Source organism: Megalodesulfovibrio gigas DSM 1382 = ATCC 19364 (assembly GCF_000468495.1).
Classification (GTDB): Bacteria; Desulfobacterota; Desulfovibrionia; order Desulfovibrionales; family Desulfovibrionaceae; genus Megalodesulfovibrio; species Megalodesulfovibrio gigas.
On sequence record NC_022444.1, the window covers coordinates 690,240 to 714,559 of the forward strand.

Genomic DNA, 24,320 nt, shown 5'->3' on the forward strand with positions numbered 1-24,320 from the left:
AGGATGGCTGGAACGCCCCTCCCGAAAATACCGCGAAGGGCGCTCCAGCAGGCTCGACAACTTATTTCATTTCAAACGCTTTGACCCAGATCACGGCGTCCTGGGACAATTCCTTGCCCTGGTATTCCTTCTCAGGACCAGCCCCAAGGGCGCACACGCCCCACCAACCGGCCTTGGCCAGCCCGATGGTGAACTCGCCCTGGGCATTGGCGTTGGCGCCCATGGTCGTCATGCAGTCGTTGGGGGCCTTCACGGCAGCCTTTTCCTTGAAGGCATTGGCCTTCATGTCCGGCTCGTGGTTCAGATATTCCACTTCCAGCTCGGCGTTTTCCACGGGCTTGCCGCCGGAAAGCACCTGGCCGCGAAACACGCCGCCAGCCCAGTTGGCATACGGCTTGTCAAAGGGGACGATTTCCACCGGCAACCCCGCGGGAGCCGCCCAGTTGCCGGGCACGCCGCCCACGTTGACCACCAGCTTGGTGATCTGCTGGATGTAGGCGTCTTCTTCCTTCTCCAGGTACGGGGACGGCACGAGCACGAACACGTAGTCGCCCATGGAGCGAACCACCGTCTTGGGCAGCACGGCTTCATACGCCACCGCGGCGTTGCTGTGGCCCTTCCACTTGATTTCCTTGAGGTACTGCTTCAGGTCCACCTTCTTGGGCTCGCCTTCGGAACCGCGCTGCTGCAGCACGTAGAATTCCTGCACCGGACCCATGTCCATGGTGTGGCCGGCATCGAAGGGGTGCGTGAAAACGATCTTCAGCACCATCTCGCCGCCCTCGCTCAGGGCGATTTCAGGGGTGTACATCATCTGGAAATGGGCCTGAGCCGTGGCAGGAATGGCAAGGGCCATCACGAGAGCCAGCATCATTCGACGCAACATGCATCCTCCTCGATTTTGACTGTGAATTTCTTTCTCAATAACTTCGCAAAAAAATTATTTGATGTCCGAGCTCTTGATGACGATGGCATGGCCTTCGCCCGCCTCAAAGGCCACGGTGAAGTCGCCCGCGGGCTTCTTGAAGGTGAACTCGCTCACTTCGCTCATCTTACCTTCTTCCAGCACCGCGCCGGAGGCGTCCTTCACCACCATTTTCACGCCCGAGGCCGAGGAGCCGTCGGAGAAGCCGCCCTCGCACATGACCGTACCGTCGCCATTGTCAAAGCACGAGCACAGCGGGGTGTGGGCAAAGGCCAGGGACGCCGAACACAACAACGCAACACAGAACAGCATGGACAACATGACCCGCATGGGTTCCCTCCTTGAGGTCTCAATGCGCTGCGCCCCGAAGCTCCCCGGGACGCGGCCGCGACGATGGATCGATTGGACGGCGCAACACCGCCGCCCTGCTCCGCACGCTGCCACCACGACGGCGTGAGGGGTTTCTACCGATATTGAATTTCATTGTCAAACAAAAGTCACACCGCAGCTCTCCGACAACACGACAGGGGCGGCAATCAACATTGCCCGCCCCCGTTGACTGCGATAATTAATTTCAATATCATTGTTTCGTCAACCATATCTTTCTGACTTTTTTGGAGGCCATCATGTTTGGGAAGCGATTTGGAAGACGGCGGCACGGACACGAGCACGCCGCAGGACAGCCCTGCGACTGCGCCGATGCCGCCGCGCCCGGCCTCACCCTGCGCCACGCGCCCCACGGCTGCTGCTGCCGGGTGCGCCGGCATCGCGCCTGCGGCGCTGTGCGGCAACGGCTGCTGGACCTGGGCTTTTTGCCCGGTGCGGAAGTGGAGGTGGTGCGGGTGGCCACGCTGGGGGATCCCATCGAGGTCCGCATCGGCGGGTATTTTGTGGCGCTTCGCAAAGAGGAAGCCGACCGCATCGACGTGGAACTGCCCCTGCCGGCCATGGGCTGAGGCAGCATGCCGGAGCTAGAGCATTTTAATTTTGAAAAAGGACATTGCGAGAGGGGGAACCTTTTGCAAAAGGTTCTCCCCTCTCGCGCTCTCCCCTTCCAAAACCTTGATAGTTCTTTGTAATTATACCAAAAAAAGTCTTTGGACAGGGGGTTCGGGGGAAGCACCTTTCTTCAGAAAGGTTTTCCCCCGAGAGCTCCTTTCAAAGATACCTTGCCCTATATCTTCTGCTCCCGCGCGTTGAAGCAGGGGATGCACAGCGTCTGCCCGCCAAAGCGCCGGGTGCGCGATTCCATGGTCTGTTCCCCGCAGGCGGCGCAGACCAAGCTCGCCAGGATGGCGGCCGGCCGCGGCAGCCCGTCTTCCAAAGACTGGACCGCGAACAGTTCTTCCAGCGGCAGGGTCATGAGACGATCCTGGAGCTGTGCGCGCAGGGCGGCCGCCGCGGCCTCGTCCTCGGCCGTGGCCTGGCCGGCGCGGATGGCCCGCTGGCGCGGGGCCAGGGCTGCGTCGATATCCTGCCGGGCCTCGGGCCGCAACAGCAGCCGCACGCCTGCGCCGGTGCGGCGGTCGAAGAACGAAAACGCCATCTTGCCGTAATCGCGATGGATCATGTTCCCCTTGCCCACGGTGCAGTCGGTGAGGAACTGGATGGCATCCACCCCGCACATGTCTGTTTCCGTCACGCAGACCAACACTGCGTCCCCGTCCTGATTCAGGCGCGCCTGGGCATATTCCGCGGCGCGGATGCCGATGCTCAGCCCCGGGCAGCTGTGCCCGTGAAACGCGATGCATTGCTCAATGAGTTCCTGAGGAATGGAACACGACATACCGACCTCCTGACAGCTTGCTGCATGTCACAGGCAGGGCGCCACCATTGGCACCCCGCCCACTTGTTGAATGATCACAGGCACGCCGTACACGGCCTCCACCACGTCCGCGGTGATGTCCCGGACGCCGAGCACGGCCAGCACCCGGCCGCCTTTGAGGAATACGGCCTTGTCCGCAAAACGCAGGGCGGCGTTGAGATCGTGCATGGTCAGCACGGCCGCCACCTGGTGTTCGTCCACCACGCCGCGCACCAGGCGCATGATTTCCAACTGATTCTTGAGGTCCAGGGAGCTGGTGGGCTCGTCCAGCAGCAGCAGCCGCGGCTCCTGCACCAGGGCCCGGGCCACGCAGACCTGCTGCAGCTCCCCGCCGCTCAGGGTGTCGATGTGCCGCAGGGCCATGCCGCCCAGACGCAGGCGGGTCAGCACCTCCTCCACCAACTGCACGTCCCGCGGTCCGGCCTTCCAGCGCAGATGCGGCAGCCGGCCCAGAAGCACGGCGTCGAACACCGTCAGCCGCGCCGCATCCGAGCGCTGGGCCACATAGCCCACGCGGCGGGCCACCTCTGCGGCCGACATGCGCAGCACGTTGCCATCCTCCACCAGCACGGCCCCGGCATCGGGCCTGTGCATGGCGTTGATGCACTTGAGCAACGTGGTCTTGCCCGCGCCGTTGGGGCCAAGGATGGCCACCAGTTCCCCCGGATCTGCATGGAAGGAGACCTCCTGCAGCACGGGACGTTTTGCATAGGAAAACGAGACGGCATCCGCCTGTACGATCATCGCATTCGCCTCCCGAGGATGAGCAGCAAAAAGGCCGGCGCGCCCAGAAACGCCGTGAGCACGGACACGGGCAGCACATGCGGCGCGAAGAGCAGCCGGGCGGCGGTGTCCGAGGCCAGGAGCAGCAGCCCCCCGGCCAGGGCCGCCGCCGGCAGCAGGAACCGGTGATCCGCCCCGATGCAACGCCGCACCATGTGCGGCGCCACCAGCCCCACAAAGCCGATGACTCCCAACAACGAGATGATCACTGCCGTGGCCAGGGAGGCCGCCAGCATCCCGACCATGCGCACGCGCTCCACGCGGACACCCAGGCCCCGGGCCGTCTCGTCACCGGCATCGATGGCGTTGTACTGCCAGCTGTGGGCCAGGAAAAAGAGACAGGCCGCGCCGGTCACGCCGGCCATCACGGCGCAATCCCGCCAGGAGGCGCGGGCGGCGTCGCCAAAGGTCCAGAAGACCATGGCCGCCAGTTGCACATCGTCCGCAAAATACTGCAGCAGCATGGTGCCGGCGGTGAACAGCGCCCCCAGGGCCACCCCGGTAAGGACCATCACCTCCGGCGAGGCCCCCCGTAACCGCGAAATACCCACGATGACGCCGGCCGCAGCCAGACTGCAGGCAAAGGCCGCGGCGGTGGTCAGCCAGGGATTGGTGACGGTCACCGCGCCCTTGGAGGTCATCACCCCGCCGCCCAGGAACATCACGGCCAACGCCGCCCCAAAGGCCGCCGCGTGGGAGATGCCCAGGGTGAAGGGCGAGCCCAGGGGATTGCGCAGGATGGACTGCATGGCCGCGCCAGCCAGGGCCAGCCCGCAGCCGGCAATCAGACACGCCAGGGCCTGGGGCAGACGGATGTTCCAGACGATGACCTCCACCTGCCGCGGCACTTCCAGCCCCAGCAGGCTGCGCACCACCTGCGACACCGGCACAGACGCCGCCCCCACCGCCACGGACACGGCCAGCAACGCCAGCACCGCCAGCAACAGCGCCAGCAAAAAAAACAGCTTCCTGCCGAGATGCCGGCGATACGCCGCGGCCGCTCCGGTCTGTGCGTCTTCCCTCATCTGGTTAGTGCAGCGGGATCCTGGTGAACGCCAGCTTGCCGAACAGGGCATTCATCTCCCCGAACACCGGCTTGCCCACCAGAAATGTATAGATGCCCTCCGCTTCCTGCACCGGGTCCACGCCGGCAAAGCGGTCCGGATACAACAGCGCGCCGATGAAGTAGGCGTTCGCCAGGATGGAGCCGAAATTCTGGCTGTACCAGTTGTACGGCAGCACGCCGTACACCCTGCCCTGCTGCACGGCGGTCAGGGTCTGATAGGCGGGATCGGCCTTGAGTTCGTGCAGCCCGCCGGCAGACTCGCCCAGCTGCAGGGTGGCCAGATCCAGGAACAGCACGTCGGGATTCCAGGTCACGATCTGCTCCTTGGCCATCTCCACCACGCCCTGTGCCTTGCCCGACTCCGCACCGCCGCCGGCCAGATTGCGGGCGTTGACAAAGGCGAAGGGCGGGTAGCCCGGCTCCGTGGACTGGAACCCGTGCGGCCCCCGGGAGGCGAGGCCCCCCACGAACACCGACGGCCGCGCCGTCTCGGGAATGTCCCTGACGCGGGACTGCAGGTCGGCAATGCGAGTCTCGAAGAATGTCGCCACGGCCTCGGCCCGGGCCTGCACGGCCGGGTCGGCCAGCACCTCGGCCATGAGCCGCAGGGCGGCATAGAACTGCGGACGCTTCCCGCCAAGGTTGCCGTATTCCAGCACCACCACGGGAATGCCCGTCTTGGCCTGCAATTCCTCAGGATCCGTGCCCAGGCCGGCGTTGTGGACCTTGAAGATCACCTGCGGCAGGGGATCAAGGGTCAGGATCTGTTCCGGCCGGTCAAAGCCCCGGAACTCCCCGAACACAGGCATGTCCTTGAACTGCGGATTGGCCAGGGCGTAAGGCCGGGCATCGAACTCCCGGCGGCGGACCTCGATGTCATCCACACCCACGATGCGATCCTGGGCCTGCAGATACGTCAACAGCCGCAGGCAGCCGGACCCCGAGGCAATGACGTGGCGGACCGTCTCGGGGACGTCCACGGTCCGGCCCAGGGCATCGGTGATGCGGCGGCCGCCGGCTTCGGCAACGCCGGCCGGCAGCAGGACTGCCGCGACCAACAGCAGGATCCATGCGCGATGAAGAGATACGAAATTCAAGGGGCACACTCCGTCGTGCTATTGTTTGTGTATCAATAACACCATCCGTGTATGAAGTGCCCCTCCTCAAGTCAAGGGAAATCGACTGCGCAAGGCCTCAGAGCCGGCCCCACATGGCCGGATAGGCCCTGCCCAGATTGAAAAAGGTCTGCTGCATCTTCTGGAATTGCGGCTGGGTGAGTTCCGCGGCGATGAAGCCGCAGGCCGTGGCCAGGCCCTGACGCACCCGGGCCTGATGCTGCTGCCGCCAGCCCGGCACGCCGGCCAGACGCAGGCGGCGGGCTTCCTCCAGGATCATCCGCGCCCGGGCCTGGAGGGAATGCCCGGCCAGCACCAGGGCCTTGCCCTGCTCCGCAATGCGCCGCAGGGCCTCGGGGCGGGTCAGCCAGTCCCGGGCAACGGCGGCGGCCGCCGCGGCATCTCCCGCGGGATACGGCGGCAGGATGCTCTCCCCGGGGACAAACAGCTCATCCAGGCCGTTGGCTGTGGCTTCGGTGAGCACGGCTGCGCCGCAGGCCGCAGCCTCGAACAGCCGGAAATTAAGCTCCCCGGCGGCAGTCTGGTTCAGCACGATCTGCGAACGCTGGAACACCGGCGCATAGCGGCCCTGCAGCATGACCAGGGGTGCATAGCCCTTGAAGCGCTTGAGAAAGGGCAGTCTGTTCGGGATGTTCGCCGGTTGCAGGGTGCCCACGAAGCTCACGGGGATGTCCCGCGCCAAGCCGGGGTCGCCGTCCACGTCCGTATCGCAAAACAGCGGGGACCAGCGCGCCTGACGAGGCAGATTATCCTGCTCGAACAAGGACACATAATCCCGCTGGGCCACCAGGACGAGATCAAAGGCAATGGACATGGGAATGTGCCAGGGATTGCAATAGTCATCGATGGTCAGGCCGATGACGGGGCACTCCAGGGCCTCAAAGCCCAGCACCGTGGGCAGGTAGCCGTGGTCGCACCACAACGCCGCATCGGGCACGAAGCCGCGATCCCGGAGGATGGCCGTCAGCTCCCGGTGGTGGCACATGCGGGTCAGGTGCACGCTGGTTCGGGGGTCCGGGCTCGGATGCGGCCCCAGGTACAGCACATTGCAGCCCAGGGCCTGGAACACACGGATAAAACGCGGGCTTTCCAGCAGGAGAATATTCACGCCGTCAACTCCATGATCTGCACGATATCTTCCTCGTGCCACGACATATTCTGATGGTGCACGCCCAGCCGCGCATAGTGCGGCCGCAATTCCCCGGCCACGCCCCAGATCTCGCCGGACACGCGCCGCGGCAGGATCAGGCGAATCGCCCCTCGCCCCCGCTGGATGTGGCGGCGCATCCACAAAAAAATGGCCCGGCTGCGGGCCATGGTGCCCAGGGCAGGATGCCGGGGGCCGGCCAGGATGTGCTGCGCCAGCCCGGGCTGTTCCAGCATGCCGATGCGCCAGACCGGCACGCCGGCTTCCCAGCAGCGCAACACGGCGCGGCCCAGGGTCCAGGCCATGGCCTCCAGGGATCGCGGCTGGTGCAGCCCCTGCCGCCACCGGACCGCCAGGCCCGTGCCCTCCAGCACCAGGCATGGATACAGCCGGATGCCCTCCGGGTGCAAGGCGAGGGCCTGGGCCACATCCTGGCCGGCCTCTCCGGGCCGCTGCCCTGGCAGTCCGGGCATGAGCTGCACCCCCAGCCCCAGGCCGGCCGCGCGCACCAGCCCGCATGCCCGGCGGGCAACCTCCCCCGTATAGCTTCGCCCGGACGCCGCCAGGGCATCATCCTGAAAGGACTGCACCCCCAACTCCACCACGTCCAGCCCCAGGGCCTTCCATCTGGCCAGCCCCGCCGCGTCCACGGCGTCCGGCCGGGTGGAACAGCGCACCTGACGGATGCGGCCCTGCGCCTTCCAGATGGCGGCGGCCTCCAGAAACCGCCGGATCCAGACCTCGGGCAACGCGGTGAAGCTGCCGCCGTACAACGCCAGCGAATCCCAGACCGCAGCCGGCGGCGCGGCACGCATGGCCTGCTGCATGGCCACGAAAATGGCATCCAGGTCACGCACGGGGGTACCCGTTTGGCTTTCTTGATTGCAATACAGACAACGCCGCACACAACCGGCATAAGGCAGGAACACCGGCCACACCTTGCCGCCGCGGCCACCGCGGACGGACGGCCCCTCAGGCCAGGGGAGTCGGCGGCTCATCGGCGGACATGCCCGTCGCGCAACACAAACGCTTCGGAAAAAGTGAATGGAGCCGGGAAAATGCCTTGAACAACAGGATACATTCAGTTATACCAGTGAGTAAGATTCTAATCCCAGTTTTTTCCAGGTCTTGATATTACCGCTAACATCTTGACAATTCAAGGGAAGCTGTTACAAGCATCGCTGCATCGTCACACAAGGGGTTCCGCCTTCAGCAGGCTTGCACGGGACACGCGCACCAGCACCCCGCGCAGCAATGTGCACCAGAGCAGTGAGGAACGGGTTGACCATGTTCGACGCCAATTGCATCTTCTGCAAGATCATTCAGGGAGTCATTCCCTGTCAAGCCGTGTTGCGCACAGACAGCGTGCTGGCGTTTCTGGACATGAATCCCGTGCATCCCGGCCACACGCTGGTGGTGCCCACGGCGCATCATGTCACGCTCATGGATCTGCCTGCCGCCCTGGGCGGCGATCTGCTGGACGCCCTTTCCCGCGTGGCCCGGGGAATTGTGGCGGCCACGGGCGCGCATGGGATCAACCTGATGCAAAACAACCACCCCGCTGCCGGCCAGGTGGTGATGCACGCCCATTTTCACCTGATTCCACGGTTTGACGATGATGGCCTGACTCTTTGGCCCCAACGTCCGTACGACAGCCCCGACGCCATGGCCGCCATGGCAGCACGTATCAACACAGCCATCGCGGCGGCCTAGGTTCCCACACAGACAGCGACCAGCGATTTGAAAGGATTCCGTATGAGCGACAAGACATTGACCAAGGCAGAGATCGTTGACGCCATCTATGAAAAAACAAACCGCAACCGTGCGGAAGTAAAGAATATTGTTGAGTCGCTGCTCAAGATCATGAAGCAGGCCATCAAGAAGGATCATGCCCTGCTCATCAGCGGCTTCGGCAAGTTCGAGGCGTACGACAAGCAGGCGCGCAAGGGCCGCAACCCGCAGACCGACGAGACCATCACCCTGCCCCCGCGCAAGGTGGTCGTCTTCCGGCTCTCGCGCAAGTTCCGCGCCGAGCTCAATCAGCAATAACGAAGGCCCCAGGAAACCGGGCGGTCAGTGCCCGGCGAGCGTCTTCCGCCGCCGAGAGGCTCTGCCACGTGCCCATCTGCACCCGCCAGAACAGCCGGCCGCCGATATCCGACTCCACGATCCGGGAGCCTGTGCGGCCTTCTGTTTTGAGCGCCCCCAGCAGACGGGCCGCGTTTTCCTGCACGGTGAATGCCCCCACCTGTACATAGAACGTCCCCGTAAAGTCGCCATTGCGGTAGTTGGGCACATCCCCCAGCGCCGCAATGCGCACCCGGGCCGTGCCCGTGCCGGTGATGCCCAACTCCTTGGCCGCAGCGTGCGACAGGTCGATGATGCGCTGGGAGACGAAGGGACCGCGGTCGTTGATGCGCACCACCGTCTTGCGGCCGTTGTCCAGGTTCTCCACCTCCACCATGGTCTGCATGGGCAGAATCTTGTGCGCGGCGGTCATCTCGTGCTGGTTGTAGACCTCGCCGCACGCCGTGCGCCGGCCATGGAAGCCCGGCCCGTACCAGGACGCCAAGCCCTGCTCGGAGAAGCCATCGGCCGAGAGCAGGGGCCGGTAGGTCTTGCCGCGGACGGTGTACGGCTTGTACGTGCCGCGAAGGTGCTTGTCCGTGGCCGCGCCCCCGCCGCAGCCCGCGGTCAGGGCTGCAGCCAGGCAGGCAAGGGCAAGCGTCAGGGCAAGGCAGAACCGGGGCATGGTTCCTCCCGCGGCCAGAAGGTCATCAGATCCCACACAGCCGCCAGCCGGCCGCCGTCGGGCAGGGTCAGGGCATAGGCCCATCCCAGCCGGCCCTGCTCCAGGCAGGGCAACGCCACTCCCGGCGCACCGGCGGGCAGTCGGGCCAGCAGCGCGGCATCCGCAGCGCACTGTCCCCAGCGGCTGCTGCCCCATGTGCCATGGCTGTCTGTGCAATGCAACAGGTGCAGCCCATGGAACACGGGCCGGTCCTGCTGGAACGGCGCGCGCAACAATGGTTCCCGACACGCCTGCACCAGCGCCATGGCCTGCTCCATGGAGCGGATGGCTGCTTCATACAGCTGCCACGCCGATGCCTGCGGCGATGGCGGACGCTGCACCAGGGCCAGGGCCGTCAGCTCGCCATCCGAAAACGGCGCCGCCCTCCCCTGCTCGTAGGCCTGGGCAATGACGTCCAGCAACGCCGTCACCTGCGGGTCATCCTTGTCTATCTCGGGCCTGCCGCATTGCCGTTCCAGCCAAGCCGCCACGCCGGCCCGGCCGGACTTGTCCGTGATGATGATGCGCGACTGCCGGCCCAGCACCAGCCCGGGATCGAAGGCTTCATAGGTTTCCGGAGACTTGCGCAGCCCGTCCAGGTGCAGGCCGGCCACATGGGCGAAGGCCCGGCCGCCCAGCAGCGGCTGCTGTTCCGGAATGGAGACACCCATATGTTCCAGCGCGGCAGCCAGTTCCCCCAGCACGTGCAGATCCACGCGGGCATGGGCCGGATCCAGCAGACGATACTCCGCCGCAAGCCCTTCCACACTGGCCGTGCCGGCCCGTTCGCCCAGGCCCATGAGGCTGGCGCTGGCCCCGGCGCAGCCGGCCAGCCAGGCCGCCACGGTGTTGGCATGAGCGCGATGGAAATCGTTGTGCCCGTGAAACTCCAGACAGGCTCCGGGCACGCCGGCCTGCTCCACAAAGGCGCGCACCAGGGCCGCCACGCCCAGGGGCAGTGCGGCGCCGGCATAGGGCATGGCCAGCCCCAGGGTGTCGCACAGCCGGATGATGATGTCCCGGCCACTCTCGCGAGCCCGATCCATGATGCGCCGGGCCAGGGGGACGCAGAAGCCGGGCACGTCGGCCCGGGTCACGTCCTCAAAGTGGCAGCGCGGGGTCAGGCCCAGGGCGAGGGCCTCGTCCAGCACGGCCAGGTACTGCGCCATGGCCTCGGCATCGGTCCAGCCGAATTTGTGGCGCATGTGCTGGGGGGAGACGCTCATGAGCAGGCTGACTTCCTGCATCTCCAGCTCCCTGGCGGCCAGCAGATCCTGGCGCGTGGCCCGGGCCCAGGCGGTGATGCGCGGGAAGGCATGGCCCAGGGCGCGGCAGGCATCCACCGCGCGACGGTCCTTGGCGGTGTAGCAGAAAAATTCGCTGGAGCGGACCACGCCATCCGGCCCGCCCAGGCGGTGCAACAGATCGTACAGCCGCACCATCTGCGCCACGGTAAAGCTGCGGCCGGCCTGCTGGCCTTCGCGGAAGGTGGCGTCGCAGATGTAGACGGGCAATCCGACGGGCAGCAGGGACACATCCTCCCCTGCCGGCTGCTGCGTCTCCGGCAGGGAGGGGGGACGGCTCATGCGATGGCGCCTCGGCGGGCGGCTGGATGCTTGGCGCACATGCGGGCCATGCGGGAGGCCTCCTCCTGCACCAGTGGGCATTCCGGCCGCAGGGCCTGCGCCCGGGCCAGGGCCTGACGGGCCGGATCCCACCAGCCGCCCTGCCGCAGGCTCTGGGCAGCCAGCAGATAGAGCAGTTGGGGCTCGTCCTCGTACAGAATTTCCACCAGGACGGCGTGCTGCTCGCCAAAGACCTCCTGCACCAGATCTTCCTGACTGAACAGGAAGCGCGCCAGCAGCTGGCTGTCGTGGTACTTGCGCAGCACATGGGGGAACAGGGCGATGCACTCGGCGATGATGCGCCGCACCCGGGCGATTTCCCGGGCCAGGCTTTCGCGGGTTTGCCCCAGCACGTCCACCATGGAATCCACGTGCTGCCGCTCCAGAGCCGTGAGGGGCTGATCCTGCAGGCGCTGCACCCAGGGGACGTAGTTTTCGTGCTGGTGGGCGTCCTCGCGGATCTTGACCACCTCATGGAAGATGTAGCCCAGGGCCCAGTCGAGGAGGCTGTCCAGGCGGGCATCCTCGGCGAACTGCGGCTGCGGCGTGGCGGACCCGCGCAGCAGCAGGTGCGACGTATCCTTGAGCCGCCAGAGCAGCCCCTTGTTCATCACGGAGCCGGTGAGCTGGCGCAAGGCAAGATAGTCTATGGAGCCCGTGGCTTCATACACGGCAAAAATCTCGGTGAAGTCGCGGGTCGCCAGGCAGAAATCGCGCAACAAATCGCGGGCGAATTCCGACTTCTTGGCCCGAATCCAGGCACGGGACACGTCAGGCTCCAGGTGCGGAAGGTGGGAACGTCACGGCAACACAACTGTCATATAGCGTAGAGTGGTCGGAAAAGTCAAAACAGGGACTCAAACCCGCATGAACGTGGCCACCGCCTTGGCGGCCAGGGTTTCGGCGTTGCGCATCAACTCCGCCTCCACGGTAATCAGCCTGGCGCCCTCGCGGTACACCCAGGCGCGGGCGGCCACATCGTCCCCCGAGCGCACAGGGCTGAAGTAGCGCACCGACAGCTCCACCGTGGCGATGCGCACCTCCCCCAGCCGGGCCAGGATGGCATGGGCCATGGCTTCGTCCAGCAGGGTGGCGATGATGCCGCCAGCCAGCACGCCGGCACCCTGGGTCAGGGACGGCGTCACTGCGCAGGCCAGCACGGCTTCCTCGCGATCCAGCCTGGAGACCACCACCCCCAGGTGCCGCAGCACGGGGTTGACGTGCTGCTCCGGCCGGACCACTGCCTCCAGATACGCAGACATGGCGCGCCTCCATCATTATTCCTTGAGTTGCAGATCGTCGGTGACCAGTTCCGAAACCGGGCGCGGGGCCTGCTTGCCCGGGAGGGTCGGCCATGGCTCGCCCTTGAGCCTGCGATACATCTGCTGGGCTTCGGGGAACGCCGCATTGAGCCGCAGCGCCCTGGTGACCCATTCCAGGGCCAGCTTGAGATCTTCCTTGAAGTAGAACGCCTTGGCCAGGTTGTAATAGATGTGCTCGTCCTTGGGGGTCAGCGCCAGGGCCTGCTTGTAGGCCCGGATGGCGCCGGGGATGTTGCCGGCCTTGCGCAGCCGCACGCCCAGGGTATTGAAGGGATTGGGGGCGCGGTCGTCCATCTTCAGGATGTCGATGAAGACTTCCTTGACCTTTTCCATGCGGTCGGCTTCCGCATACATCGCCGCCGCCTTCTTGAGAAATTGCTGGCTGATGTTGATGTCGCCCTTGCGCTTGTAGGCCTCGGCCATGCCCTCGTAGGCCTCCACGAACAGGTCGTTGAGGCGCAGGGCCTGCTGAAAGGCGACGATGGCCTGCCCGAAGCGCTCTTCGCTCAGGTGACGGCAGCCCAGATCGTAATAGCGCTGCGCCTCGCCCTGCTTGCTGGCCAGCTCCTGAAATTCCTCAATGGCTTCGTCGAGGTCGCCGGTTTCCAGCATCAGCTTGGCATCGTTGAGCCGGCGCTGTTCAATGGCGTTGAAGCTGGCCAGTTGCAGCGCAGTCTGGCTGTGGCGCTCGAAGATCTCGTCGGAATACGGCCGCAGCACGTAGCCGGCGCAGCCGGCAGCCACGGCGTCCAGCACGTCCTGCCGCGAGTTCTTCAGTGTGACCATGACCACGGGGATGCGCCGCAGGCTGGGCGAGGCCTTCATGGTCCGGACCAAATGCAGTGCATCGAGGCTCTTGACTTCGTGATCGCAGAACAAGAGATCGCATGGGCTGCTGAGCAAAAAGTTGTACGCCTCCACCGCCGAGGCGAAGGTGCGGGCCACTTCCAGGGAAAGCCGGCGCAGGATGGCTTTGTCCCGCTCCACATGCGCACGGTTGGCGCTGACGATGAGGACTCGTTTTGTGGCGCGTCGCCCCTCAAGCCCGGCAGGCCGCATGCATTAGCCCTCTCCCAGGCCCTGCCCGGGTTGCATGGTGCGGCCGCACAGGGTGGTCTCGTAGCCGCCCAGGGCCTGGATGCGCGCCTGGAAGGCGGCATCGTCCAGGCAGGCCAGCACGGCCTGCACATGTGGCGTCTCCAGCAGATCTTCCGGGATGAGCAGGTCGTAGCGCTCCAGGGCCAGGGGCACAAACTCCAGCCCCAGAGCCTTGGCCGCGGCCTGGATGCCCAATCCGCAGTCGGCTGCGCCCGAGGCCACGTTGGCCGCCACGGCCATGTGCGTGTGCTCCTCCTTGCCGTAGCCGTTGACGGCGCGCGGATCCACTCCTGCGGTGATCAGATGATGATCCAGCAGGATGCGCGTGCCGGCTCCGCGCTGGCGGTTCACGAAGCGCACGTCCGGCCGGGCCAGATCGGCCACGCCGGCGATGCCCAGGGGGTTGCCCGGGGCCACCATCAGCCCCTGATGCCGGATGGCCAGATTGACCACCCGAAGCGCCACGTGGGGCAGGTGTTTGGCCAGGAAGGGGAAATTGAAGTCATTAGTGGCGGGATCGAACAGATGCGCCCCGGCCATGTGGCAGGCGCCGGCGGCCAAGGCCGTGATGCCGCCCATGCTGCCCACGTGGCTGGAGGCCAGGGCGAAGGCAGGGTCCTTGGCCATGAGGGCGTCGGCCAGCAGATCCAGGGTGTTGTCGTGACTGCCTACGGCGACCACCGTCTGATCCAGCACGCTCCTGGGCACCAGCAGTTCCACCTCCACCCGGCCGCCCTGCTCCAGGCCCTCCACATCGCGGGGGATGCGCACCACGCCCTGGGCCCGGCACAGGGTGGTGATGTTTCCGGCCCCGCGGCCCAAGGGGGAGGCCACATGCCGACCGCGCACCGTGCCCACGGAGCAGCGCAGAAATTCCTCAATGCCCAGCCTGGAGGGCGACTTGCGCGTGAGCACCGCCTCGATGCGCGGGCGTACCGACTCGGGTTCATGATGCAGCCAGGCCAGCACCGGGGCCAACACTTCCTCGAAGGCCACCACCGAGCTGACGGGATACCCCGGCGCCCCCATGAGCAGCGCCCGCCCCTGGGCCGCCGCGGCCAGCAGGGTCGGCTTGCCGGGCATGGCGGCAATGCCGTGCACCAGCAGTTCGCCCACCCGCTCGAACACATGGCGGGTAAAGTCCTTGGAGCCGGCCGAGGATCCGGCGCAAACGACCACCACCTGCGCGCCTGCCGCCAGGGCCTCGCGCACGGCGGCTTCCAGGGCGGCGGGATCGTCGGCCACGGGGGGGCGTCGTTCCACCGTGCAGCCGGCCTGACGGCCCAGGGCGGCCAGCACCATGGAGTTGGATTCCACCACCTGCCCGGGACCGGGGGTGGGCCGGGTGGTGAAGTCCAGGATCTCGTCGCCGGTGGGGATCACCTGCATGTGCACGCGGCCCACCACGTCCACATCCCAAATGCCGGCAGACAACAACGCGCCCACATCGTAGGGCGTCAACAGCTTGCCGCGGGGGAAGAGCAGTTCCGTGGCGACGATGTCTTCGCCGATGCGCCGCACGTGCTGCCAGGGATAGGCCGCCGCCTCGATGGCGATGCGTTCGTCGTCCAGGGACTGCACCTGTTCGATCATAATCACCGCATCCAGCTGCGGCAGGTGCGGCGGCAGGGGGTGGCCCGTGTTCACCGGCCACCAATCCTGCCCCTTGACCAGCACCACAGGCTGCCCCTCGCGGGCGGCGTAGGTGGCCGAGGCCTGCACGGCCACGCCGTCCATGGCGGCGCAATGGGAGGCAGGGGAGGACTGCCGGGCAAACACCGGCGCGGCCAGCACCCGGCCGGCAGCGTCCTGGCTGGGGATGGTCTGCACGCCGGCCACGCCGCCCCGATCCAGGGCGGCCTTGGCTCTGGCCACAGCGGCGTCCACCGGTATGGTTTCCAGGTAGATGTTGCGTTTCGGCTCGGCCATCCCCGTTCCCCCTGCGTGCTATCTGGTGCGTTACTTGGCGTAGCCCACGGCCCGGCGCTCGCGGATGACGGTGACGCGGATCTGGCCGGGATAGGTAAGGTTTTCCTCGATCTTGTGGGAGATGTCCTTGCAGAGCAGGTAGGTGGTGTCGTCGTCCACCTGCTCGGAATCCACCATCACCCGAATCTCGCGGCCGGCCTGGATGGCAAAGGCCTTGCTCACCCCGCCGAAGCTGGTAGCGATGTTTTCCAGATCTTCCAGCCGCTTGACGTAGTTCTCCAGAAGCTCCTTGCGCGCACCGGGCCGGGCGCCGGAGAGGCTGTCTGCCGCCTGCACCAGCACTGCGGTGATGGACTTGGGCGGCACGTCTTCGTGGTGGGCGGCAATGGCGTGAATGATCTCTTTGGATTCGTTGTATTTCTTGGCCAGGTCCGCACCGATGATGGCGTGAGGGCCTTCGACTTCATGGTCCACGGCCTTGCCGATATCGTGCAACAACCCGGCCCGCTTGGCTTTCTTGACATCAAGGCCCAGTTCCGCAGCCATCACGCCGCACAGGGAGCAGACTTCCAGGGAGTGCTGCAGCACATTCTGACTGAAGCTGGTGCGATACTGCAACTGCCCGAGCAGCTTGACGATTTCCGGATGGATGCCATGCACGCCGGCATCAAAGGTGGCCTGCTCGCCGATCTCGCGCAGCTTGACGTCCATCTCCTGCTCCACCTTCTTGACGATGTCTTCGATGCGGGCAGGATGGATGCGGCCGTCGCTGATGAGCCGCTCCAGGGCCATCTTGGCGATCTGTCGGCGCAAGGGGGAATAAGCGGAAAGGATGACGGTTTCGGGCGTGTCGTCGATGATCAGATCCACACCGGTGGCCGCTTCCAGGGCGCGGATGTTGCGGCCCTCGCGGCCGATGATGCGGCCCTTCATGTCTTCGCTGGGCAGGGTGACGGCGGTGACGGTATTTTCCGCCACAAAATCACCGGAATACCGCTGTACCGCCGTGGCCAGGATTTCCTTGGCCTTGCGGGACGCCACTTCCTTGGCCTCGGTTTCAATCTGGCGGATCATCTTGGCAGCTTCGTGCCGGGTGCGATCTTCCAGTTCGGTGACGATGCGCTGGCGGGCTTCCTCCACGGTGAGGCCGGAAATCTCCTCCAGCCGCCGGGTGCGCTCGGCCTCCAGCGTCTGCAGTTGCTCCTCGCGGTCCACAAAATGGCGTTCCTTGCGGGTGAGCTCCTTTTCCAGGGCCAGGACCTCGCTTTCCTTCTGCGTGGCCTTGACGCTGCGCTCCTCCAGGCGCTCTTCCTTTTCCAGCACCTTGGATTCGCGGCGCTTGAGTTCGCGTTCGCGCTCCTTGATATCCAGATCCAGCTCTTTTTTCAGATTGAGGATCTCATCCTGCGCCGTGAGCTGCACTTCCTTTTTGTGGGCCTGAGCCTCCTTGCGCGCCTCCTCGATGATCCTATTTGCCAGCTCTTTGGATTCGCTGACCTTCTTGTTGCCCATGGCCTGCAGCACCCAATTGGCGCCCACCGCCCCCAGGGCAACACCCAGAAGCATCAGCATGAAAGATGAAAATGACATAGAACGCTCCCTCTATTCCATCAGGCCCGCGCCTGTCGCAGCATACACGGCTCCAGACAACCGGGACGCTGGCCGGCTGGATCGTGCTGCTATGGGTGTGCTCAGGCCACGGTGAGGAAACGAGATGCTCTACAGGCCATCCAAAGGCAGGCGAGGTGGAGGCAGGCGCACACCGATTCGCTGCGTGTCATGCACAGCGCGCATCACGGGCGCACCATGCACATCGCGCATGGGACGCAAACGCGCGATACGCTGCGCGCACCGCATCGTCTGGCGCACCCATGCCCGCCGACACACGCAATTCGTCGTCTTCTTTGTTACGGCAAGGCCCCCAGAACGCCGTGTCACAGGCCTTTTTGAACCATGCTATGCATGGCGGGCGCCGCCTGGCTTGCTTCAGGCTCCCCGATAGATTCGGGCATGCACACCGCAAGCGCTGAGGCAGAACCCTGAGTGGGATCATTGGCTCAAGAAAGTAACCAGCGATCACGCACATCCCAGGGTGGCCTTGCCGTCTCAAAGAACCCGGTACGCTGTTTCTCCAGGCAGCAGTCTGGCGCACAGGCTGCCTTGCGGCAGCTTCCCCCGGCACCACCAGCACCACGCCTGCCAGCATGCAGCCAGCAGGGCCGTGCGGTTTCACCACCTGCAGCAATGCCGGCTGTCATCGGGGCGATGTTCTGCATCGCCGCCCGACAACCACCGGGCATTACTCCTCATCTATCTTCGCCAGAAGCGCATGGAGACGTTCCTGCATCGCCGCGCGCTCCTGATTGGCTTGGAGCAAATCGTCCGCCAATCCCAAGGCCAGAAAGACCAGCAATCGTTCTCTGCTGATCTGCGTCCCTCGTGTTTCCAATTCCTGATATCGTTTCTCGGCCAGTCGCTTTGCTTTCTCGACCTGATGCTGATCCGCCTCCGCGGTGAAAGAGAGATGCATCCCAAGCACTTGCAGACTATGGCTGGGCATGGTCAGCAGCATCTCCGGCACCAGCTTCCAGCTTGCGCAGCAGCCCGTCAATGCGTGCTGCTACAGCCAGGCGGGCGGCGCGCTCGCGCTCCAGCTCCTGGGTCAGACGAGCGGTTTCAGCTTGGTACGTTTCCATATCATGCTGCAACGCATCCAAAAGCTGGGTGTTTTCCTGGCGCAAGGCCTCGTTGGAGGCGAGCAACGAGTCGATTTTTTGTTCCAATTGGTCAATGAGTTCCATGACCGCTCCATACGCTGTCCCCAGCGCAAAATCAAGAAGCGGGTTTCTTGGATTTAAGCACCTGCCGCCCCCTGGCAAGGGCCAGGGCGTCCGCGGGTACGTCATCCGTAATCACGGAGCCTGCGGCCACCAGGGCGCGATCCCCCACGTGCACCGGCGCAACCAGAGCGGTGTTCGAGCCGATGAACACATTTTCCCCAATTTTTGTCAGATGTTTGCGCGCCCCGTCATAATTGCAGGTAATGGTCCCGGCGCCGATATTGGTGTCGGGGCCGATCTCCGCATCTCCCAGGTAGGTCAGGTGACCGGCCTTGGCGTTGCGGCCGAGGCGCGCCTTTTTCATTTCGACAAAATTTCCAACCCTGCTGCCTTGTTCCAGCACGGCACCTGGCCGCAGCCGGGCAAAGGGGCCTGCCGCCGCGCCAGAGTGCAGGTGTGCCCTTTCCACATGCGAAAAGGGGTGCAGCGTGGTGTCCGATTCCAGGGTGGCATCCTTGACCCAGCAGTGCGACATGACCAGCGCCCCGCGGGCAAGTGTGGTCTGCCCGTAGAGTTCGCAGGGGCCATGGATTTCCGCCCCGGGGGTCAGCTGGACGCGTGGTCCGATGCGGACCAGATCCGGCGAGCGGATGAGGACGTTTTCGGCGGCCCAGCGCGTCACGATGCAGCGACGCATGTGTTCCTCCGCCGCCACCAGCTCGGCCGGGGCATTGATGCCAAGATAGAGGATGGCGTCTTCGGGATCCATGCCCTCGGCAGACACGTTCTCGGCAAGCACCACATGCCCGGCGGCCTTGGCCAGGCCCACCAGATCGGTGATGTAATATTCACCGCTGCGATTGTTGTTGCCAAGCTGCCCGAGCAGGGGACCCACTGCGTCCAGCTGCAACAGATAGATGCCGGCATTGATCTCGCCGGTGGGGTAGCCGAAGCGGGTGCGGTCGTAATCCTTGGCCTCGACAATGGCCGCCACGTCCCCGTTGCAACTGCGCACCACACGGCCAAAACTGCGGGGATCGTTGAGCGTGATGGACAAGAATGCCACGGCGGCCTTTTCCTCAAGGGCCACGTGGACCATTTTGGACAGGGCCTGGGGCGGAACGAGGGGGGTATCGCCATTGACCACCAGCACATGCGTCAGGCTGGCGGCGCGCAAGGTTTCCCAGGCGCATTGCAGGGCGTGGCCGGTGCCGAGCTGCTCGTGCTGCAGCACGCAACGTGCGGTCACCTCGGGCAGGCGTTTGCACACCTGGTCCGCGCCAAAGCCGAGGACCGTCCAGAAACGATGCGCAAGCAGGGGCTCCAGCGCCTGGTGCACATGCCAAAGCATGGGTTCATCCAGCAATTCATGCAACACTTTGGGCTTTGCAGAATGCATGCGGGTGCCCTTGCCTGCGGCAAGCACCAGCCCTCCGACGGAATTCGGCAACGCGGCGGTCATAACGAATCACTCCTGTGGCTGCAGTGTCCCCGGCATGAGTGCCTTGCAGACACGACGCCGTCAAGAGGGGGAGAATCCGATGGCGTATTGCACGCAAAAGGCGGGACAGGCAACATGCCTGCCCCGCCTGGATGCGTCGGGTCCGTCTTTTCAGAAGGGAACGTGCGGCTACTTGGCCTTGCTGGCTGCGCTCATGCGGGCAATTTCCCGCTGCAGTTCAGCCTGGGCGCGAGCGTAGGCAATGCGATCCTGCGCGTCCTTCATGCGTTGTTCGGCGCGTTCCTTGGCCTTGCGAGCGCCATCAAGGTCGATTTCCTCGGCCTTTTCAGCAGCTTCGGCCAGAACGGTGACCTTGTTCCCGGAGACGTCGGCAAAGCCGCCGGACACGAAGACATAGTGGGTCCTGCCTTCCTTTCGGTAGTACAAGTTGCCAATCTGCAACGCGCACAGGAAAGGGATGTGGTTGGGCAGCACGCCGAATTCGCCTTCATAGCCAGGCGCGCCCACGTACTCCACGCTCGTGCTCAGCACAAGCTTGTCGGGAGTAACGATGTCCAATTGCAGGCTCATGGGCGTCTCCAATGCTTAGTTGTCAGCCAGCCGCTTCTTCTGCTTCTCCAGGGCGGTGCTGATGTCACCGACCATGTAGAAGTCGGTTTCCGCCAGCTCGTCATGCACGCCATCGAGGATTTCACGGAAGCCCTTGATGGTGTCCACCAGTTTGACGTAGACGCCAGGGGTGCCGGTGAACTGCTCGGCCACGTGGAAGGGCTGCGACAGGAAGCGCTGCATGCGGCGGGCGCGGTGCACAGTGACCTTGTCTTCGTCAGAGAGTTCGTCCATGCCCAGGATGGCGATGATGTCCTGAAGTTCTTTGTACTTCTGGAGCACCATCTGCACTTCGCGGGCAGTATTGTAGTGTTCGGCGCCCAGGACGATGGGGTCCAGGATGCGGGAGGTGGAGTCCAGCGGGTCCACCGCGGGGTAGATGCCCAGTTCGGCGATCTGGCGGGAAAGCACCAGGGTGCCGTCCAAGTGCGAGAAGGTCGTGGCGGGCGCGGGGTCAGTCAAGTCGTCCGCGGGCACGTACACGGCCTGCACCGAGGTGATGGAGCCCTTGGTGGTGGAGGTGATGCGTTCCTGCAGGCCGCCAAGGTCGGTACCCAGGGTGGGCTGGTAACCCACCGCGGAGGGCATGCGGCCGAGGAGCGCGGACACTTCCGAACCCGCCTGGGTGAAGCGGAAGATGTTATCGACGAAGAGGAGCACGTCCTGGCCTTCGGCGTCGCGGAAGTACTCGGCGCAGGCAAGGGCGGTGAGGGCCACGCGGGCGCGGGCTCCTGGCGGTTCGTTCATCTGGCCGTACACAAGTGCGGCCTTGTCGATAACGCCAGCGTCCTTCATTTCATGGTACAAGTCGTTGCCTTCACGGGTGCGCTCGCCCACGCCCGCGAACACGGAGATGCCGCCATGCTGCTTGGCGATGTTGTTGATCATCTCCATGAGGATAACGGTCTTGCCCACGCCGGCGCCGCCGAACAGGCCCATCTTGCCGCCCTTGGGGAACGGGATGAGCAAGTCCACGACCTTGATGCCGGTTTCGAGCAGTTCCACGGAGGTGGACTGTTCGATGAACTCGGGCGCTTCACGGTGAATGGGCAGGTATTTGTCGGAATTGATGGGGCCCATTTCGTCCACGGGCTTGCCCACCACGTTCATGATGCGGCCCAGGGACGCCTTGCCGACGGGAGCCATGATGGGCTTGCCGGTATCGAAGGCGGCCATGCCACGCACCAAGCCTTCCGTGGCGTCCATGGCGATGGTGCGCACCACGTTGGAGCCCAGGTGCTGCGCCACTTCGCAGATCAGCTCGGGCGCGTCCGTGTTGTTGGGGTTCTTGATTTCCAGAGCGTTCAAGATATAGGGAAGCTTACCTTCCTCAAACTCGACGTCCACGACGGCGCCGATGACTTGAACAATCTTACCGATGTTCTGACTCATGCCGGTCACACTCCTTCCTTATCCTTTCAGCGCTTCGGCGCCGCCGACGATATCCATCAGTTCCGTGGTGATGGCGGCCTGGCGGGTCTTGTTGAAGACGAGCGTCAGTGCCCCAACCATGTCGTCACAGGCCTTGGTGGCATTGTCCATGGCAGCCATACGGGCGGCGTGCTCGCTGGCGGAGGTGGACAACAGGCCCTTGTAGACCTGGACCTTGATGAAGCGGGGCAGGAGTTCTGCGAGCAAGCCGACGACATCAGGCTCGTAGATGTATTCCTGGGCCACACTCTTCGTGCTTGCAGCTTCCGCGGACGTCTCGGGAGCAACAGGCAGAAGCCGTTGCGCTTCGGGAATCTGCCTGGCCACGCTGACGAAGTCCCCGTACACGAGCACGACTTCATCGAGTTGCTTGGCCATGTAGGCTTCGATGATCTCCACGCCCAGCTCGTTGGCCAGGGTGAAGTCGAAGTTGTTCATACGGTCCGGGTAGCTGGTGGCCATTTCGAATCCCATCTTGCGAAGGGAGTCGCGGCCTTTTTTGCCGACGGTATAGACCCGCACTTGCTTGCCTTCCGCCAACTTGGCCTTGATGACTTTCACCGCTTCGCGAATCATGGCGGCGTTGAAGCTGCCGCACAAGCCGCGATCGGAGGTCATCACCACAACGCCTACGGTCTTGATTTCCTCACGGACCTCAAGCAAGGGGTGCGCGCTGGAATCCGCCTTGGCCGAAAGTTCCTGCAGCATGGCATAGAACTTTTCGGCATACGGGCGAAAACGCTCAATGCGTTGTTGCGCGCCCCGCAGCTTGGCCGAGGCCACCATGTTCATGGCCTTGGTGATCTGCTTGGTCTTCTTGACCGCACCGATCTTGGTGCTAATGTCTCGAAGTGATGCCATTGGCCTTTCTCCCTCCCAGGCTTAGGCCTGGAAGCCCTTCTTGAATTCGATGATGGCGGCCTTCAGCTTGCCTTCGAGTTCTTCCGTCAGCGCTTTCTTCTCGGTGATGTCCTTGAAGATGTCGGCTTTGGCATTGCGGATGAAGTCCAGCATCTCGGTTTCAAACTTGCGCACGGCTTCCAGGGGCACGTCGTCCATGTAGCCGCGGGTGCCGGCGTAAATGGAGCAGACCTGCTCTTCGGCGGTCATGGGCTTGTACTGGGGCTGCTTGAGCAGTTCCACCATGCGGGCGCCGCGATTGAGCTTGGCCTGGGTGGCCTTGTCCAGATCGGAGCCGAACTGGGCGAAGGCAGCCAGTTCGCGGTACTGGGCCAGGTCCAGGCGCAGCGTGCCGGAGACCTGCTTCATGGCCTTGATCTGGGCAGCGCCGCCCACGCGGGAGACCGAAAGACCGACGTTGATGGCCGGGCGGATGCCGGCGTTGAACAACGCGGGCTCCAGGTACACCTGACCGTCGGTGATGGAGATGACGTTTGTGGGAATGTAGGCGGACACGTCGCCAGCCTGGGTTTCGATGATGGGCAGGGCGGTCATGGAACCGGCGCCCATGCTGTCGGAAACCTTGGCAGCGCGTTCCAGCAGCCGGGAGTGAAGGTAGAACACGTCGCCGGGGAAGGCTTCACGGCCCGGAGGACGGCGCAGCAGCAGGGACATCTGGCGATACGCCACCGCCTGCTTGGACAAGTCATCATAGATGATGAGGGCATGCTTGCCGCTGTCGCGGTAGTACTCGGCCATGGTGCAGCCGGAGTAGGCAGCGATGAACTGCAGCGGGGCAGGTTCGGACGCCGTGGCGGAGATGATGGTGGTGTACTCCATGGCGCCGTATTTGCGCAGGGTGTCCGCCACCAGGGCCACAGTGGACTTCTTCTGGCCGATGGCCACGTAGAAGCAGTGGATGTCCGTGTTCTTCTGGGCCAGGATGGCGTCCAGGCACACGGCAGTCTTGCCGACCTGACGGTCGCCGATGATCAGTTCGCGCTGTCCGCGACCGATGGGCGTCATGGCGTCGATGGCCTTGAGGCCGGTCATGCAGGGCTCATGCACGCTCTTGCGCTGCACGATGCCGGGGGCCTTGAGTTCAACGGGGCGGGTTTCCTTGGCATCGATGGGGCCGAGGCCGTCGATGGGCTGACCAAGGGGGTTGATGACGCGGCCCATGACCGCATCGCCAACAGGCACGGAGAAGATTTTGCCGGTCCGCTTGACCGTGTCGCCTTCTTTGATGCCTGCGCATTCGCCCAAAAGGGCCACGCCCACGTTATCTTCTTCCAGGTTGAGCACCATGCCCATCAGGCCGCCGGGGAATTCCAGCAGTTCCATGGACATGGCGTTCTGCACGCCGTAGACGCGGGCAATACCGTCACCGACGTACAGCACGGTGCCGGTTTCGCTCATCTCGACTCGCTGCTCGTAGTTCGAGATTTGCTCCTCAATGATCTTGCTGACTTCTTCGGCTTTGATCTGCAT

25 protein-coding genes and 1 other RNA gene are annotated in these 24,320 nt (G+C 64.5%); 3 read left to right on the forward strand and 23 right to left on the reverse strand.

The window, feature by feature from the left end; all coding sequences use genetic code 11:
* Positions 1 to 61 precede the first annotated feature (61 nt).
* Both DGI_RS03015 and DGI_RS03020 read right to left on the reverse strand, forming a co-directional pair.
* The gene (locus DGI_RS03015) at positions 62 to 886 is read right to left on the reverse strand and encodes a DUF4198 domain-containing protein (protein WP_027192721.1); all 825 of its coding nucleotides are present in this window, start codon (positions 884 to 886) and stop codon (positions 62 to 64) included.
* Positions 887 to 940: 54 nt separating this feature from the next.
* A complete protein-coding gene (locus DGI_RS03020) occupies positions 941 to 1,255 on the reverse strand; it encodes a hypothetical protein (protein WP_021759202.1) in 315 nt (104 codons plus the stop codon).
* A 296-nt stretch (positions 1,256 to 1,551) separates the two neighbouring features.
* On the opposite strand from DGI_RS03020, the gene DGI_RS03025 reads away from it, so the two are divergent.
* Positions 1,552 to 1,881: a FeoA family protein gene (locus DGI_RS03025; RefSeq protein ID WP_021759203.1), complete on the forward strand. Its 330-nt coding sequence runs from the start codon at positions 1,552 to 1,554 to the stop codon at positions 1,879 to 1,881.
* A 218-nt stretch (positions 1,882 to 2,099) separates the two neighbouring features.
* Here the strand turns inward: DGI_RS03025 and DGI_RS03030 are convergent, their stop codons facing one another.
* From DGI_RS03030 to DGI_RS03055, 6 genes are all read right to left on the reverse strand, one after another.
* Positions 2,100 to 2,711, reverse strand: a complete 612-nt coding sequence (locus tag DGI_RS03030; protein ID WP_021759204.1) for an FmdE family protein — start codon at positions 2,709 to 2,711, stop codon at positions 2,100 to 2,102.
* A gap of 27 nt (positions 2,712 to 2,738) precedes the next feature.
* On the reverse strand, positions 2,739 to 3,494 hold the full coding sequence (locus DGI_RS03035) for an ABC transporter ATP-binding protein (RefSeq protein ID WP_021759205.1): 756 nt from the start codon (positions 3,492 to 3,494) through the stop codon (positions 2,739 to 2,741).
* Positions 3,491 to 4,558: a FecCD family ABC transporter permease gene (locus DGI_RS03040; protein ID WP_027192719.1), complete on the reverse strand. Its 1,068-nt coding sequence runs from the start codon at positions 4,556 to 4,558 to the stop codon at positions 3,491 to 3,493. The genes DGI_RS03035 and DGI_RS03040 overlap by 4 nt, the downstream gene beginning before the upstream one ends.
* 4 nt (positions 4,559 to 4,562) lie before the next feature.
* The gene (locus DGI_RS03045) at positions 4,563 to 5,657 is read right to left on the reverse strand and encodes an iron ABC transporter substrate-binding protein (RefSeq protein WP_235619894.1); all 1,095 of its coding nucleotides are present in this window, start codon (positions 5,655 to 5,657) and stop codon (positions 4,563 to 4,565) included.
* Between the two features lie 136 nt (positions 5,658 to 5,793).
* A complete protein-coding gene (locus tag DGI_RS03050) occupies positions 5,794 to 6,843 on the reverse strand; it encodes a glycosyltransferase family protein (protein WP_021759208.1) in 1,050 nt (349 codons plus the stop codon).
* Positions 6,840 to 7,880: a radical SAM protein gene (locus tag DGI_RS03055; RefSeq protein WP_081696642.1), complete on the reverse strand. Its 1,041-nt coding sequence runs from the start codon at positions 7,878 to 7,880 to the stop codon at positions 6,840 to 6,842. Before DGI_RS03055 ends, DGI_RS03050 begins: the two co-directional genes overlap by 4 nt.
* Positions 7,881 to 8,169: 289 nt before the next feature.
* Here DGI_RS03055 and DGI_RS03060 point away from each other — a divergent pair, with 289 nt between their 5' ends.
* Together DGI_RS03060 and DGI_RS03065 are read left to right on the forward strand one after the other, a co-directional pair.
* Positions 8,170 to 8,595 carry an HIT family protein gene (locus DGI_RS03060; protein WP_021759210.1) on the forward strand — a complete coding sequence of 142 codons (426 nt, stop codon included), beginning with the start codon at positions 8,170 to 8,172 and terminating at the stop codon, positions 8,593 to 8,595.
* Between the two features lie 42 nt (positions 8,596 to 8,637).
* The gene (locus DGI_RS03065) at positions 8,638 to 8,931 is read left to right on the forward strand and encodes an integration host factor subunit alpha (protein ID WP_021759211.1); all 294 of its coding nucleotides are present in this window, start codon (positions 8,638 to 8,640) and stop codon (positions 8,929 to 8,931) included.
* Here DGI_RS03065 and DGI_RS03070 read toward each other — a convergent pair.
* The 15 genes from DGI_RS03070 to atpA form a co-directional block, all read right to left on the reverse strand.
* Positions 8,918 to 9,634 (reverse strand): septal ring lytic transglycosylase RlpA family protein, encoded by a 717-nt coding sequence (locus tag DGI_RS03070; RefSeq protein ID WP_021759212.1) that lies wholly within the window; start codon positions 9,632 to 9,634, stop codon positions 8,918 to 8,920. The genes DGI_RS03065 and DGI_RS03070 overlap by 14 nt on opposite strands.
* Positions 9,610 to 11,259 carry a homocitrate synthase/isopropylmalate synthase family protein gene (locus DGI_RS03075; protein ID WP_021759213.1) on the reverse strand — a complete coding sequence of 550 codons (1,650 nt, stop codon included), beginning with the start codon at positions 11,257 to 11,259 and terminating at the stop codon, positions 9,610 to 9,612. Before DGI_RS03075 ends, DGI_RS03070 begins: the two co-directional genes overlap by 25 nt.
* Positions 11,256 to 12,068 (reverse strand): hypothetical protein, encoded by an 813-nt coding sequence (locus DGI_RS03080; protein WP_021759214.1) that lies wholly within the window; start codon positions 12,066 to 12,068, stop codon positions 11,256 to 11,258. The genes DGI_RS03075 and DGI_RS03080 overlap by 4 nt, the downstream gene beginning before the upstream one ends.
* Before the next feature lie 87 nt (positions 12,069 to 12,155).
* On the reverse strand, positions 12,156 to 12,560 hold the full coding sequence (locus DGI_RS03085; RefSeq protein WP_021759215.1) for a PaaI family thioesterase: 405 nt from the start codon (positions 12,558 to 12,560) through the stop codon (positions 12,156 to 12,158).
* Between the two features lie 15 nt (positions 12,561 to 12,575).
* Complete coding sequence (locus DGI_RS03090) at positions 12,576 to 13,679, reverse strand: tetratricopeptide repeat protein (protein WP_021759216.1); 1,104 nt, start codon at positions 13,677 to 13,679, stop codon at positions 12,576 to 12,578.
* Positions 13,680 to 13,682: 3 nt separating this feature from the next.
* The gene (locus DGI_RS03095; RefSeq protein WP_021759217.1) at positions 13,683 to 15,647 is read right to left on the reverse strand and encodes a molybdopterin biosynthesis protein; all 1,965 of its coding nucleotides are present in this window, start codon (positions 15,645 to 15,647) and stop codon (positions 13,683 to 13,685) included.
* Positions 15,648 to 15,677: 30 nt separating this feature from the next.
* Positions 15,678 to 17,237: a ribonuclease Y gene (gene rny / locus DGI_RS03100; RefSeq protein ID WP_021759218.1), complete on the reverse strand. Its 1,560-nt coding sequence runs from the start codon at positions 17,235 to 17,237 to the stop codon at positions 15,678 to 15,680.
* Between the two features lie 325 nt (positions 17,238 to 17,562).
* Positions 17,563 to 17,744, reverse strand: a non-coding RNA gene (gene ssrS, locus DGI_RS17735) — 6S RNA.
* A 202-nt stretch (positions 17,745 to 17,946) separates the two neighbouring features.
* A complete protein-coding gene (gene zapA / locus DGI_RS03105) occupies positions 17,947 to 18,219 on the reverse strand; it encodes a cell division protein ZapA (protein ID WP_235619893.1) in 273 nt (90 codons plus the stop codon).
* Positions 18,194 to 18,448 (reverse strand): cell division protein ZapB, encoded by a 255-nt coding sequence (zapB, locus tag DGI_RS03110; protein ID WP_027192716.1) that lies wholly within the window; start codon positions 18,446 to 18,448, stop codon positions 18,194 to 18,196. The genes zapA and zapB overlap by 26 nt, the downstream gene beginning before the upstream one ends.
* 31 nt (positions 18,449 to 18,479) lie before the next feature.
* Positions 18,480 to 19,877 (reverse strand): bifunctional UDP-N-acetylglucosamine diphosphorylase/glucosamine-1-phosphate N-acetyltransferase GlmU, encoded by a 1,398-nt coding sequence (gene glmU / locus DGI_RS03115; RefSeq protein ID WP_027192715.1) that lies wholly within the window; start codon positions 19,875 to 19,877, stop codon positions 18,480 to 18,482.
* 180 nt (positions 19,878 to 20,057) lie between these two features.
* Positions 20,058 to 20,459, reverse strand: a complete 402-nt coding sequence (locus DGI_RS03120) for a F0F1 ATP synthase subunit epsilon (protein WP_021759221.1) — start codon at positions 20,457 to 20,459, stop codon at positions 20,058 to 20,060.
* Between the two features lie 15 nt (positions 20,460 to 20,474).
* Entirely contained in the window at positions 20,475 to 21,890 is a 1,416-nt protein-coding gene (gene atpD / locus DGI_RS03125; RefSeq protein WP_021759222.1) for a F0F1 ATP synthase subunit beta, read from the reverse strand.
* An 18-nt stretch (positions 21,891 to 21,908) separates the two neighbouring features.
* Positions 21,909 to 22,790: a F0F1 ATP synthase subunit gamma gene (locus DGI_RS03130; protein WP_021759223.1), complete on the reverse strand. Its 882-nt coding sequence runs from the start codon at positions 22,788 to 22,790 to the stop codon at positions 21,909 to 21,911.
* 21 nt (positions 22,791 to 22,811) lie between these two features.
* Positions 22,812 to 24,320 (reverse strand): F0F1 ATP synthase subunit alpha, encoded by a 1,509-nt coding sequence (atpA, locus tag DGI_RS03135; RefSeq protein ID WP_021759224.1) that lies wholly within the window; start codon positions 24,318 to 24,320, stop codon positions 22,812 to 22,814.